General features: G+C 61.8%; 13 protein-coding genes. All 13 read left to right on the top strand.

Going from position 1 to position 13,747, the window contains the following annotated elements; translation table 11 throughout:
- Positions 1–11 precede the first annotated feature (11 nt).
- The 13 genes from J3481_RS04510 (at position 12) to J3481_RS04450 (ending at position 13,743) form a co-directional block, all read left to right on the top strand.
- A complete protein-coding gene (locus J3481_RS04510) occupies positions 12–476 on the top strand; it encodes a chemotaxis protein CheW (protein WP_328702040.1) in 465 nt (154 codons plus the stop codon).
- Positions 473–1,093, top strand: a complete 621-nt coding sequence (locus J3481_RS04505; RefSeq protein ID WP_206830778.1) for a chemotaxis protein CheC — start codon at positions 473–475, stop codon at positions 1,091–1,093. The genes J3481_RS04510 and J3481_RS04505 overlap by 4 nt, the downstream gene beginning before the upstream one ends.
- Positions 1,086–1,574 carry a chemotaxis protein CheD gene (locus J3481_RS04500; protein ID WP_328702039.1) on the top strand — a complete coding sequence of 163 codons (489 nt, stop codon included), beginning with the start codon at positions 1,086–1,088 and terminating at the stop codon, positions 1,572–1,574. Before J3481_RS04505 ends, J3481_RS04500 begins: the two co-directional genes overlap by 8 nt.
- A 25-nt stretch (positions 1,575–1,599) precedes the next feature.
- Positions 1,600–2,313 carry a hypothetical protein gene (locus J3481_RS04495; RefSeq protein WP_206830777.1) on the top strand — a complete coding sequence of 238 codons (714 nt, stop codon included), beginning with the start codon at positions 1,600–1,602 and terminating at the stop codon, positions 2,311–2,313.
- A gap of 208 nt (positions 2,314–2,521) precedes the next feature.
- Positions 2,522–3,223: a 30S ribosomal protein S2 gene (gene rpsB, locus J3481_RS04490; protein ID WP_206830776.1), complete on the top strand. Its 702-nt coding sequence runs from the start codon at positions 2,522–2,524 to the stop codon at positions 3,221–3,223.
- 96 nt (positions 3,224–3,319) lie between these two features.
- A complete protein-coding gene (tsf, locus tag J3481_RS04485) occupies positions 3,320–3,976 on the top strand; it encodes a translation elongation factor Ts (protein WP_328702038.1) in 657 nt (218 codons plus the stop codon).
- A gap of 83 nt (positions 3,977–4,059) precedes the next feature.
- The gene (gene pyrH, locus J3481_RS04480; protein ID WP_206830774.1) at positions 4,060–4,794 is read left to right on the top strand and encodes a UMP kinase; all 735 of its coding nucleotides are present in this window, start codon (positions 4,060–4,062) and stop codon (positions 4,792–4,794) included.
- Positions 4,781–5,344 (top strand): ribosome recycling factor, encoded by a 564-nt coding sequence (frr, locus tag J3481_RS04475; protein ID WP_407929317.1) that lies wholly within the window; start codon positions 4,781–4,783, stop codon positions 5,342–5,344. The genes pyrH and frr overlap by 14 nt, the downstream gene beginning before the upstream one ends.
- Before the next feature lie 35 nt (positions 5,345–5,379).
- Positions 5,380–6,144, top strand: coding sequence for an isoprenyl transferase (locus tag J3481_RS04470; protein ID WP_206830772.1), 765 nt, complete (start codon positions 5,380–5,382; stop codon positions 6,142–6,144).
- 13 nt (positions 6,145–6,157) lie between these two features.
- Entirely contained in the window at positions 6,158–6,952 is a 795-nt protein-coding gene (locus J3481_RS04465) for a phosphatidate cytidylyltransferase (RefSeq protein ID WP_206830771.1), read from the top strand.
- 22 nt (positions 6,953–6,974) lie between these two features.
- The gene (locus J3481_RS04460; RefSeq protein WP_206830770.1) at positions 6,975–8,126 is read left to right on the top strand and encodes a 1-deoxy-D-xylulose-5-phosphate reductoisomerase; all 1,152 of its coding nucleotides are present in this window, start codon (positions 6,975–6,977) and stop codon (positions 8,124–8,126) included.
- Positions 8,127–8,130: 4 nt separating this feature from the next.
- Positions 8,131–9,399, top strand: a complete 1,269-nt coding sequence (locus J3481_RS04455; RefSeq protein ID WP_206830769.1) for a M50 family metallopeptidase — start codon at positions 8,131–8,133, stop codon at positions 9,397–9,399.
- Between the two features lie 21 nt (positions 9,400–9,420).
- Complete coding sequence (locus tag J3481_RS04450) at positions 9,421–13,743, top strand: PolC-type DNA polymerase III (RefSeq protein ID WP_206830768.1); 4,323 nt, start codon at positions 9,421–9,423, stop codon at positions 13,741–13,743.
- Positions 13,744–13,747 lie beyond the last annotated feature (4 nt).

The raw sequence follows: 13,747 nt of genomic DNA, 5'->3' as shown, positions 1-13,747 counted from the left end.
GAGGGACGTCTGTGGATTCGTATGTCGTCATGCGCGTGGGCCCCGAGCGGTACGGGGCGCATGTCTCGCAGGTGAGGTCGGTGGAACGGGTGGGTGACATCACGCCCGTGCCGCGCACGCTGAGCTTTATCAAAGGTGTCATGCATCTGCGCGGCTCGATTGTGCCCGTGATCGACCTCGCCGAGCGGGTCGGATCGAGGCGCGGCTCAGCGGACGAGGAGGACCGCCGCATCGTCGTCGCGGAGGTGGAGGACATGGTGGTGGGCATGATGGTGGACGCGGTCGAGGACGTGGTCCACATCCCGCCGGAAGCTGTAGAGCCTCCGCCTCCGGTCGTGGGAGGCCTTGATGCGGTGTATCTCAGGGGCGTCGCGCGACTTGGCGACGATCTCTTGGTCCTTCTGAACTTGGAACGGGTCTTCTCAGCCGTAGAAGCGGAGCAACTCAAACAGGTAGAAAAGTTGGTGCGCGGATGAACCCCTACGACCTGAGCGCGGCCGATCTCGACGCGCTTCGCGAATTTGGGAACATCGGGGCGGGGCATGCCGCGACGGCATTCTCCGGGCTGTTGGGGGGCGTCGTGCGCATGTCGGTGACCGATGCCCGGCTGTGTCGTTTTGCCGAGGTGGTCGATGTCCTGGGAGGCCCTGACACTCTCGTCGTCGCCGTCTTCATTCGCATCGAAGGCGAGATCGCAGGCAACATGTTTGTGGTGCTGTCCACGGAAAGCGCGGAGCGCCTGGTGGATGCACTCATTCCAGGGCATGAGCCGGGAGATCCCTACGGCGAAATGGAGTATTCCGCGCTTGGCGAGGTTGGCAACATTCTGTCGGGCGCTTACGTGGCCGCCATTTCGGATCTGTGCGGATTTCGAATCACCCAGTCCATTCCGGCCGTGGCCATCGACATGGCGTCCGCCCTGATCGACATTGGGCTCATGTACGGGAGCGGCGAGGAAAACCAGGTGCTGCTCATCTCGACGCGCCTTATGCAGGGAGGGCGAGAGATTCAAGCGCACTTTTTCCTGCTCCCGGATTTTCAGAGCGCTGCAAAGTTGTTCGATATTCTGCGAGGAAAGATGCCGAGTGGTTGAGGATCAGACCGAAATCCGGGTAGGCATTGCCGAGGGAGCGCTCATGCGAGGACCAGGGCGGCTCGTGACCGCGGGACTCGGTTCCTGTGTGGGTGTGGTGATCTACGATGCTCAGTCCCAGCTGGCGGGTCTGGCACATGTGATGTTGCCGCAGAGACCGTCCCCAGACACCAAGGTGCCGCAGAAGTACGCGGACTCGGCCATTGATTGGCTGATCCGCGAGATCGTGCAGGCGGGAGGGAACGCACTTCGCCTTCGAGCCAAATACGCGGGCGGGGCACAGATGTTTCAAGGCGTGAAAATGGAAGCCCTTCGCGTCGGTGAACGAAACGCGGCAGCGGTGGAGAAGAACCTGGCGGCGCGAGGCATCCCTGTGGACGGCAAGGACATCGGCGGGAACCAGGGGCGGACGCTGTGGTTTGAACTTCCATCCTGTGTGCTGGTGGTGCGAACGGCCAGAGGTGACGTTCGCACATTGTGACGCGTACGAACAAGGAGGCTTGAATGTGTGGGAGACGCTGGTCCTGGCGCTCGTGTGCGTGGCGCTATTGGCCCTGCTGTACGCCGTGAGCGGCGCTTGGAAGACACACCCTGGCGTAAAGGGCTTTGCTCGATGGGCCGCGGGGCAACTTCAACCCCGCGAACTGTCGAAAGGCTGGTCGTCCAGTTCGGCGGCGCACGCCCGCCGAAAACCGTCTCAGACGGCGGATGTCCACCACGGCGCGGATGTTCAGACTGCCATTCAGGTGCTTGAAGATCTGTATCAGGAGTGGGACCGGCGGAGTCGAGAGCTTGAGGCGCGCCTTGAGACGGTCGAAGCGGCGGTCGCCCGATTGACGTCCCTCCTGGAAGCTTCTCGTCCGCTCCCCGCACATGAGGGAGAGGCTCCTTCCAGCCGAGTGCTCGCGAAGCCCCGCCGCAAGGTTGTGACGGATCGGTCCACGTTGGAAAGGGTCCCCCCGTCATCTCCTTCAGAAGATGACGCTTCAGCCACCATGCCGGCTCTGGATGAGGCCGAGACGGACACGAAGGCGGTTCCGGCCGCGCCAAACGGGGATCCAGTGTCTCGCGAGCACGTTTACTTCTCCATTTTGGACCTGCTGCACGAAGGTCGATCGCCCGCCGAAATTCAGGAGCTCCTGGGTGTGTCGCCGGATCAGGTCGCCGAAGTGGAGCAATTATTGAAAAGCGCCGGACCATCGAGCGGAAGCGTGCAATAGGCCCTCGATGGTCCGTTTTCGGTCAAGCTGGGCTGCGTGTGGATTCGCAGGGATCGGCGGTTGCCGCTGCTTGCTTGGCTGTGGTATAGTATGGGGCGGTGCGTACCTTTGAGACGAATACGCACGGATCGGGATGCGGCGCCCGGTGCCCATGGGGTCGGCGTTGCGGATGATCGGTCCGGAGGGAAAACAAAAGGAGGAAACCGGTTTGGCCATCATTTCGATGAAGCAGCTGCTCGAGGCAGGCGTGCACTTCGGACACCAGACGCGCCGCTGGAATCCCAAGATGGCGCGCTACATTTTCACCGAGCGCAACGGCATTTACATCATCGACCTGCAGAAGACGGTGCGCAAGGTGGAAGAGGCGTACAACTTTGTGCGCGATCTCGCCGCGTCTGGCGGCACCGTGTTGTTCGTAGGCACGAAGAAGCAGGCGCAGGAGGCCGTCAAGGAAGAGGCCGAGCGGTGCGGCATGTTCTACGTGAACCAGCGTTGGCTTGGCGGCACGCTGACCAACTTTAACACCATCCAGAAGCGGATCCGCCGTCTGCAGGAGCTTGAGCAGATGGAGGAGGATGGGACGTTCGAGGTTCTGCCGAAGAAGGAGGTTATCCTGCTCCGGAAGGAACGCGAGCGCCTCGAGAAGTTCCTGGGCGGCATCAAGGGCATGAAGAAGCTGCCCGATGCGCTCTTCATTATCGATCCGCGCAAGGAGCGCATCGCGGTGGCCGAGGCTCGGAAGCTCGGAATCCCGATCGTCGCGATTGTCGACACGAACTGCGACCCGGACGAGATCGACTACGTGATTCCGGGCAACGACGACGCGATTCGCGCCGTGCGCCTTCTGACGAGCAAAATGGCGGACGCTGTGCTGGAAGGCACACAGGGTGGAGAAGAGACCACCGCGTGAGATGAAAGGTGGCGGGTGCGTCGCGCTCTCGTCACCTTTTTTGTGCCGCGTGACGCGGAATTCATAGAAGAACCAGTGGCTTGAGGAGGAAGCATGGTGGCTGAGATTACTGCAGCAATGGTCAAAGAGTTGCGCGAGCGCACGGGCGCTGGCATGATGGACTGCAAGAAGGCGCTGACCGAGGCGGGCGGCGATATGGAACAAGCCATCGTCATCCTGCGCGAGCGCGGGCTGGCGCAGGCGGCCAAGAAGGCGGGGCGGATCGCTGCGGAAGGCGTCGTGGAGGCCTACATCCATGGCGGCGGACGCATTGGCGTGCTGGTGGAGGTCAACTGCGAGACGGACTTCGTCGCCAAGAACGAGGAGTTCCGGTCATTCGTGAAGGACATCGCCATGCACATCGCGGCCTCCAACCCTCAGTACGTCAGACGCGAAGAAGTGCCGCAGGATGTCATCGAGCGCGAGCGGGAGATTCTGCGCGCGCAGACGCTGAACGAGGGCAAGCCAGAACACGTCGTCGATAAGATCGTGGAAGGGCGCCTCGAAAAATTCTTCAAGGAGAACTGCCTGCTCGAGCAGCCGTTCGTCAAGGATCCCGAAAAGACGGTCGACACCTTGGTCAAGGAAAAGATCGCGACCATTGGCGAAAATATCTCTATCCGCCGATTCGCTCGCTTTGTTGTCGGCGAAGGGATCGAGCGCCAGGAGACGAACTTCGTCGAAGAAGTCATGTCTCAGGTTCGCTTGTCGTAAGGCGGGGCGCATGAGGGGACACCATCGCGTGTTCCCTTTCATGCCATTTTGGCCGTCTACTTTCGCACAATGGAGGGGGCCGTGTGACGATTCCAAAATACCGCCGCATCGTGCTGAAGCTGAGCGGAGAAGCGCTTGCCGGAGCCCATGGGTTCGGGATCGATCCCGCCGTGATCCGGGACATTGCGAGGCAGATCGCGGATGTGGCCAAGCTCGACGTCCAGGTTGCCATTGTGGTCGGAGCGGGGAACATCTGGAGAGGTGCCACGGGCAGTCAGATGGGCATGGATCGGGCGACCGCCGACTATATGGGCATGCTGGCGACCGTGATGAACGCGCTGGCGCTGCAGGATGCGCTCGAAAAGCTGGGCGTGGCCACGCGGGTGCAGAGCTCTATCCATATGTCGGAGGTCGCTGAGCCTTACATCCGCCGCCGCGCCATCCGACACCTCGAAAAAGGACGCGTCGTGATCTTTGCCGGGGGGACGGGGAACCCGTTTTTCTCCACGGATACGACGGCTGCGCTTCGAGCGGCCGAGATCGAGGCGGAAGTCATTCTCATGGCGAAGAACGGCGTGGACGGGGTGTATACTGCGGATCCGCAGAAGGATCCCACGGCAACCAAATACGCCGAGTTGGATTTCATGGAAGTCCTCAAGCAGGGCCTCGGCGTGATGGATTCGACAGCCGCCAGCCTGTGCAAAGACAACGATATTCCTATCCTCGTGTTCAATATCAATGAGGACGGCAACATTCTCCGCGCCGTCATGGGCGAAAAGATCGGCACCTTGGTCGGAAAGGGTGATGCGCATGCATGAGGAGTTGATTCAAAATCTCCAAGAGCGGATGGACAAGGCCATTCAGAACCTGCGGCGTGAATTCGCGACCGTGCGCGCTGGCCGCGCTGCCCCTTCCATGCTCGATCACGTCATGGTGGAATATTACGGCGCGCAGATGCCCGTGAACCAGGTGGCCAGCGTCACGTCGCCGGAGCCGAGGCTGTTGGTCATCTCCCCCTGGGATAAGTCGATGCTGTCCGAAATCGAAAAGGCCATTCAGAAGTCCGATCTCGGGTTGAACCCTGCGAACGATGGGAACGTCATTCGGTTGACGATACCTGCGCTCACGGAACAGCGTCGTCAGGAATTGGTGAAACAGGTGCGAAAGATGGCCGAGGAGGCGCGCGTGGCCATCCGGAACATTCGCCGCGACGGCAACGAAGAGATCAAGAAGCTGGAAAAGGCCGGCGAGATTTCGGAGGACGACGTGCGCCGCTTGATGGATCGGGTTCAACAGTTGACGGACAAAGCCATTGCACAGGTGGACCGCCTGTTGGAAGATAAGGAGAAGGACGTGACGCAGGTCTGAGTTCCAAGGTTGCTGGATTAAGGGGGATGCCAGCCTTGTTCAAGGGTTTTGGGCGTTCGCAGCGTGCCAGTGCGGCGGCGGTTGAGCAACCAGCGCTCGACATCAAGCCCCGGCACATCGGTCTCATCATGGACGGAAATGGCCGCTGGGCGCAAAAGCGCGGTCTTCCCCGAATTGCGGGTCACCACGCGGGCATGTTGGCCATGAGGGAGGCCATCCGCGCGTGTGACGATTTTGGCATCGAGTGCGTCACGCTGTATGCTTTTTCGACCGAGAACTGGAAGAGGCCGCCGGCTGAGGTCGACTACCTGATGCGGCTGCCGGAGCAATTCTTCCGGAGCGAGATCGACGAGTTGGTCAGGCGCAACGCGCAGATTCGCTTCATCGGCGACATCTCCCGGCTTCCGGCGCATACGCAGGAAACCGTTCGCCGGGCTATCCAGTGCACGCAGCACAACACGGGCATGATTGTCAACTTCGCTCTGAACTACGGCGGGCGGATGGAAATCGTGGCGGCGATGGAGCGCTACGCGCGCGAGGTGATGGAGGGGCGGGCGACGGTGGGGCAACTCACCGAGGCCGCTTGCGACCGCTACCTCGACACCGCGGGCCTGCCTCCGCTCGATCTCGTCATTCGCACCAGTGGGGAAATTCGGTTGAGCAACTTTCTGTTGTGGCAGGCGGCATACGCCGAACTCTGGTTTACCGACGTGTTGTGGCCGGACTTTACGCGCGAGGATCTCTATCAGGCGATTTGCGATTACGCGAAGCGCAAGCGGAGGTTCGGCGCGATCGAGTAGGTGTCCAATTCAGATGCTCAAGCAGCGGGTCGTCACGGCTGTGATCGCAGGGCTCGTGGTCCTGCTTGTGTTGTTGTTCGGAGGGCTCGTCGGCTGGCGATGGCTCGTGTGGATAGCGACGCTGGCCGGGATGCTCGAATTCTGCCAAATGTTTGGACAGCGGTGGTTCGACCCGGCTGCGTGGTTTGGAGCCATCGCGATCACGCTCGCCGAGTGGTTCCCGAGACAGGCGTTTCACCCGTCTATTTTATTCCTCGCCGTGGCGGTGGTATTCACGCTGCCGGTGCTCACGCGCAGGCCGAACGACTTGCGCACCTACGCGGTGACAGCCTTTGGCGCGTTTTACCTGGCCGCAGGCGGCGTGTCACTCATCGGACTTCGCGCCTTGCCGCAGGGATGGTTTTGGATATGGATGTTTCTGGTCTCTGCGTGGATGTCCGATACCACGGCTTACTTCGTGGGGCGATTCGTACAGGGGCCCAAACTGCTTCCGGCCATCAGTCCGAAGAAGACGGTGAGCGGCGCCGTGGGCGGCATGGCGGGTGCTGTCCTCGGCGCGCTGGCATTTGGCGAGCTCGCCGCTCCGCGATATGGTTTTTGGGTGTTTGCGGCCGTGGGGCTCTTGGTCTCCTTGACGGGGCAGATGGGCGATCTCGTGGAGAGCGCCTACAAGCGCGCGGCGGGCGTGAAGGACTCGGGCTGGCTGTTGCCCGGTCACGGGGGCGTCCTCGATCGCATTGACAGCCTGCTGTTTGCCGCTCCGTTCGCTTTGTGGTTCATCTCCGCAGTGTTGAGCGGCTCGCTGTAGAAGGGGCCGGGGAGGCGACGACATGAAGCGCATTGCGATTCTCGGGAGCACAGGCACCATCGGCGTGCAGGCGCTCGAGGTGCTGTCGCATTTGGATACATACGAAGTGGTGGCCCTTGCAGCGGGGCGCAACGTCGAGCGGCTGGCGGAGCAAGTTCGCCGGCACCGGCCGAAGATCGTGGGCGTGGCGGACGAGGAATCCGGGCGCCGGTTGCGCGAGCTTCTCCGGGAGGAAAAGGTGGACATCGTCGTCGGGGACGATGGACTTGTGGCGTGCGCCGCCTATCCGTCCGATGTCGTGCTGAATGCGGTCGTCGGCGCTCGCGGCATTCTGCCCGCGCTGGCGGCCGTCGGCCGTGGCGCGCGACTGGCGTTGGCCAACAAGGAATGCCTGGTGGCGGCGGGCGACCTGATTTTGCGCGCGATGCGCGACGCGGGCGCCGAGATCGTGCCTGTGGACAGTGAACATTGCGCGCTTCACCAATGCCTGCGGTCCGGGCGCGCTGAGGAAGTGGCCCGGCTGGTTCTGACCGCGTCCGGCGGTCCGTTTCGGACATGGCCAAGAGAACGGATGGCGGAAATCACCGTCCGCGACGCCCTGCGGCATCCCAACTGGAGCATGGGGCAGAAGATCACCATCGACAGTGCGACGATGATGAACAAGGGCCTTGAGGTGATTGAAGCGCATCATTTGTTCGGCGTGCCATATGATAAGATAGCTGTGCTTGTACATCCCGAGAGCATCGTCCACTCCATGGTGGAGTTTGTGGACGGTTCGATGGTGGCGCAGCTCGCGACGGCCGACATGCGTTTGCCCATTCAATACGCCATCACCTATCCAGCGCGAACCGGGGCGCCCTGGCCGCGTTTGGATTTGGCGAGCGTTGGCGCGCTTCACTTCGAAGAGCCCGATCTTAACAAATTCCCGTGTCTCCGGCTGGCGGTGGAGGCGGGTCGTTCGGGCGGGATCGCCCCCTGTGTCCTGAATGCCGCGAATGAAGTGGCCGTCGATGCGTTTTTGCGTGAGCGGATCCCGTTTTTGCGGATCCCCGAAGTCGTGGCGGCTGTGCTCGAACGCATTCCGAACGAGACGCCTCAGTCTGTTGACGACATCCTTCGCGCGGATGGGCAAGCGCGGCGTCTGGCCGAAGACTACGTGGCAAAGGGCGGATGAACAGTTGCCAATCTTAGCGCACCTCGAGTTTTACGCGGAAGCGGCGGTCGCGATTGTGCTCGTGTTCGGGGTATGTGTGACGCTGCACGAGTTCGGCCATTTCTATGTCGCGAAACGTTGCGGGGTTGCGGTTCCCGTGTTCGCCATCGGCTTCGGTCCCAAACTCGTGTCCGTGGTGCGCGGAGGGACGGAGTATTCCCTTAGGCTCATTCCGCTCGGCGGATTTGTCCAGCTGGCAGGTGAGGCTCCGCAGGAGTCTTGGTTTCCGGTGGGCCAAGCGGTCGCGTACGAGCTGGACGACCACGGGCGCATCGCGGTGCTCGGCGAGCCGCGGGATCTGCCGAATGCGAGGACGGGCGTGGTGCGCGACGTCGATCTGACCGACGCGATGACCATGACCTTGCAGACGGACGAGGGACTTGTGCGCTATTCCGTCATGGATGGCGCCCGCGTCATGCTCGGCAAGCGCTCGTCCATTCCTGTGGTTCCCAAGCATCAACAGATGATCGGCAAACCGCTCTGGCAGCGTGCGGCCATCATCTTGGCGGGGCCCATCATGAACCTCATCCTGGCTGGCGTGCTGTTCTCGGCCGTCAATACGTACACGGGCGTGCCCACCACCACGGTGGGCCACGTGGAGCCAGGAACGCCGGCGGCGCATGCGGGGCTCGCGCCCGGGGACGAGATTGTGGCCGTCGACGGGCGCGCGATTCACTCGTGGGCAGGTCTCGTGAATGCAGTGGCCCAGAACGGTGAGCGGGGCGGCCATCCTCAGCCGCTCGTCCTCGAAGTCAAAGGCCCCGAAGGCGCCCGCACTGTGGTCGTCACGCCGCATGTCGTCAGCGGCGAGCCGATGATCGGGATCGACGCTGAAATATCCCACAGCCCTCTCCACACGGTTCCGGCCGGATTCTCTGCGCTGTTCCGAGATATTGCCATGACCGTCCAAGGCTACGTCGGTTTGTTCGTCCACCATCAGTTCCAGTCGCTCTCCGGGCCCGTTGGCATTGCGCACGTGATCACGGAACAGGTGCGCTTTGGCATTTGGAACGTCATCGCGGTGACAGGCGCGCTGAGTCTGGGACTCGGCCTGTTCAACCTGTTGCCCATTCCCGCGTTGGACGGCGGGCGCCTTCTGTTCATGGCCATCGAACTGATTCGGGGCCGACGGGTGGATCCGGAAAAGGAAGGGTTTGTCCATTTTGTGGGCTTTGCGATTGTCATGCTGTTCGCGGTCGTGATCACGTATCGCGACGTGACGCACTGGTTCTAACAGGGAACGCGAGGTGGAAACATGGCTGTCACGGTGAACGCCGTTCAGAAACGGGCTCTTGCCCGGGTTCGGCGTGTTCGCGTGCGCAGGGCGACCCGCGAGGTCTTTGTTCGCGTGGAGTCGCCCTTTGTGTCCTCCGGGGCCGGTGCGGATGAGTTCTTGTCTTTTTACCGCGATCTCGCCGAGCTTCACGAACTATGCGCATCGGCGTTCGGCACTTCCTGCGCGTGGCGGATTGAGGTGGAGCGGCTCGACCAGGTCTCAGCGGTGGAGGCCGAAAGCGCAATGCGCGCGCTCGTGGCGCTGTACGGGGAGCAGGCCCCATTGACCGGCAAGTGGCTGATGCAAGCGGGGCTCAACGTGGCCGCTTCGGACGAGCCCGGTCGCTTTGTCGCCCAGATTCACGTGCCCAGCCAGCCGATTGCCGAACAGTTGGCGCAGAAGGGCGCGGGGGATTGGCTCGCGAAGGAGGCAAGGCGCGCCTTCGGCCTGGACGTTTCCGTGCTGGTCCGCGTGGACGAAACGGCCTGTGAGGACGTTCTGGCCGCCGGGGAAAAGCTGAAACAGGAGGCGGAGGCGCGGTTGCGCCGCCAGCTCGCGGAAGAGGCGAAAGCGCAGAGAGAGCAGGCCAGGGAGGCTGAGCATCAAGCTGAGGCCGAGGCGTCCAAGGGCGTCGATCCTCTTTGCGTGGGACAGATGTATGACGAACCTGCGCCCATTTCCATCCGCGAGATCGTCGACGAGATGCGCCGCGCCACGGTCGTGGGTGAAGTGTTCGGCGTTGATCGCAGGACCCTTCCGAGCGGACGCACGCTGATTCAGTTCGCCATCACGGATCACACCGATTCCATCTCCGCCAAGATGTTTGTGCAGTCGGAGCGAGATCTTCAAGCCACCTCCCATCTTGCGGATGGCGTCTGGGTGAAGATCCAGGGACAGGTGCAGTTTGATCCGTACGCCAAGGAAATCGTGTTCATGGTGCAGTCGATGCGTCCGCACGATCCGCCCCGGCGCATCGACACCGCGGAGACGAAGCGCGTCGAGTTGCATGCTCACACCACCATGTCCGCGCTCGATGGCGTCGTGAGCGCTGCCGCGCTCGTGAAACGCGCGGCGGAATGGGGGCACGAGGCCATCGCCATCACCGATCACGGGGTTTGTCAGGCGTATCCCGAGGCTTACCAAGCAGCCAAAAAGCACGGCATTCGCCTTGTGCTTGGGGTGGAGGCGTATGTGGTCGACGACGGCGGACTCTTGGTGTACCGGGAGTGCGACCGACCGCTGGACGACGAGACCGTGTACGTCGTGTTTGACACGGAGACGACCGGTCTGAATGCGCGGGAGGACACACTCATCGAGATCGCCGCGGTCAAAGTCAAAGGCGGTCAGATTGTCGACACCTATGCGACGCTGATCGATCCCGAGCGGTCCCTGGATCCGAAGATCGTCGAGTTGACGGGCATCACGAACGAGATGGTTGCAGGGCAGCCCAAGTTGGCCGAAGCGCTTGATGGTTTTCGGCGCTTCGCTCAAGGGGCCATCCTCGTGGCCCACAACGCGGAGTTTGACGTGGGCTTTTTGAACCAATGCGCGGAGCGTTTGGGGCTTGCGCCTTGGGAGGAGCCGGTGATCGATACCCTGGCGTTGGCGCGCGTGCTTTACCCGGGAGAAAAGAACTACAAGCTGAAGACCTTGACGCAGAAGTTTTCCGTCGAATTGGTCAATCACCACCGCGCGCTGGCGGACAGCGAGGCAACGGCCAAGGTATTCATCCAGATGCTCAAGGACGCCAAGGCGCGAGGGATTGGGAATCTTCTCGACCTGAACCACCTCCGCGGCCAGATCGACATCTCGCGCGTCCGGCCCTTTCACGCGACGGTGCTGGTCCGAAACCGCGAGGGATTGCGGAACCTTTACCGGCTGGTGTCGATCGCGCACACCCAGTACTTGCATCGGGTGCCCAGAATCCCGAAGAGTGCCCTGGCGCGCCATCGAGAGGGCCTGTTGATTGGAACGGCGTGCAGGCAGGGCGAGCTCGTCGAGGCGTTCTTCCGCGGAAAGTCCGAGGACGAGATCGACTCGTTGCTGGAGTTTTACGATTACCTGGAGATTCAGCCGGTCAGTCATTACGAGCCGCTGGTGCGCGAGGGTGTCGTCCAGTCGTTTGAGCAGGTGCGCGAGCTCTTGCGACAGATTGTCGACATCGGCAAGCGACTCAACAAGCCGGTGGTCGCGACGGGAGACGTGCACTATCTCGACGAACACGATGCCATCTTCCGCGAAGTGTTTCTCCAGTCGCAGAAGATGGACACGAAACAGCCGCCGCTGTACTTCCGCACGACAGACGAGATGCTGGAGGAGTTTGCGTTTCTGGGGGAAGAGGACGCCCGCGCGGTCGTGATCGACCATCCGCGCGCCATCGCGGCCTTGTGCGAAGATGTGAAGCCCATCCCGGACGAGTTGCACACGCCGGTCATCGAGGGGGCCGAGGACGAGATCCGGAGGTTGGCCTACGACAAGGCGAAGCGCATCTATGGCGATCCGTTGCCTGAACTGGTCGAGCAGCGGCTTGAACGGGAACTCAACGCCATTATCTCGCACGGCTATGCCGTCATTTACTTGATCGCGCATAAGCTCGTCACGAAGTCGCTCCGCGACGGATATCTCGTCGGCAGCCGCGGCTCGGTCGGATCGTCGCTCGTCGCCACGATGACGGACATCACCGAAGTCAATCCGCTCCCGCCGCACTACGTGTGTTTGTCGTGCCACTATCACGAGTTTTTCCTGCGCGGCGAATACGGATCGGGCTTCGACCTCCCCGACAAGGCATGTCCGAAGTGTGGAGCGAAACTGCACAAAGACGGGCAGGACATTCCGTTTGAGACGTTCATGGGCTTCGACGGCGATAAGGTCCCGGATATCGATCTGAACTTTTCCGGCGAGTACCAGCCAAGGGCGCACCGATACACGGAGGAGTTGTTCGGGAAGGATCACGTGTTCCGCGCGGGGACCATTTCGGTGGTGGCGGAGAAAACCGCCTATGGCTATGTGCGAAAGTTCGCCGAAGAGCGGGGGCTGGTGCTGAGGAACGCCGAGATCGACCGGCTGGTCCGAGGCTGTACGGGCGTGAAGCGGACGACCGGGCAACATCCCGGCGGCCAGGTGGTGGTGCCTCACTACGTGGAAATCTACGACTTCACGCCCATCCAGTATCCCGCGGACGACACGTCTGCCGAGACCCTGACGACACATTTCGACTACCATTCCGGGCTCGAGAATTGCCTGCTGAAACTCGACATCCTCGGGCACGACGATCCGACCGTGATTCGCATGTTGCAGGATCTCACGGGTGTGGACCCGAAGTCGATTCCGCTCGATGATCCGGACGTGCTCGAATTGTTCAGAAGCACGAGGCCACTCGGCGTGACGCCGGAGGAGATTCGCTCGACCACGGGTACCTATGCGATCCCCGAATTTGGAACGCGATTTGTTCGCCAGATGCTGGAGGACACCAGGCCCACGACGTTCTCCGAGCTCGTGCGCATTTCCGGGTTGTCGCATGGCACGGATGTGTGGCTGAACAACGCGCAGACGCTCATTCGCGAACAGATCGCGACCCTGTCAGAGGTCATTTGCGCGCGCGACGATATCATGCTGTATCTCATCCAGAAGGGGCTCGATCCGGCACGCGCGTTCAAAATCATGGAGGGCATCCGCAAAGGCAAGGGTGTGAAGCCCGAGGACGAGCAGTACATGCGCGAGCACGGCGTGCCCGACTGGTACATCGAGTCGGGCAAGAAGATCAAATACATGTTTCCGAAGGCGCACGCGGCCGCGTATGTGCTCATGGCCGTGCGCATCGCGTGGTTCAAGGTCCACCGCCCACTCGCGTTCTACGCGACTTACTTCAGCGTGCGCGCCGACGACTTTGATGTGGCCGTGATGACGGCGGGACGAGAGGCCATCTTAAAGAAGATGGACGAGATCGAGGCGAAGGGCAATGCGGCGTCGGCCAAAGAGAAAAGTTTCTTGACCGTGCTCGAAGTGGCGCTCGAGATGGTGGCCCGCGGTTATCGGTTTTTGCCGATCGATCTGTACAAGTCGCACGCGACGCAGTTTCTGATCGACGAGGAGGCGAGCGGGCTGAGGCCGCCGTTCGCGGCCATCCCTGGCATCGGAGAGACGGCTGCGCGCAACCTGTATGAGGCGGCTCAGCAGGGGGAGTTTTTGTCGCTCGAGGATCTCCAGTCTCGGGCGCGGGTGTCCCGGGCCGTGATCGACCTGCTCTTGGAGTTGGGCTGTCTCGAGGGGCTTCCAGAAACCAATCAGCTTTCCTTGTTCTGAGGGG

Source organism: Alicyclobacillus fructus (assembly GCF_017329605.1).
Classification (GTDB): Bacteria; Bacillota; Bacilli; order Alicyclobacillales; family Alicyclobacillaceae; genus Alicyclobacillus; species Alicyclobacillus fructus.
This window is presented reverse-complemented; position numbering and strand designations above follow the sequence as displayed.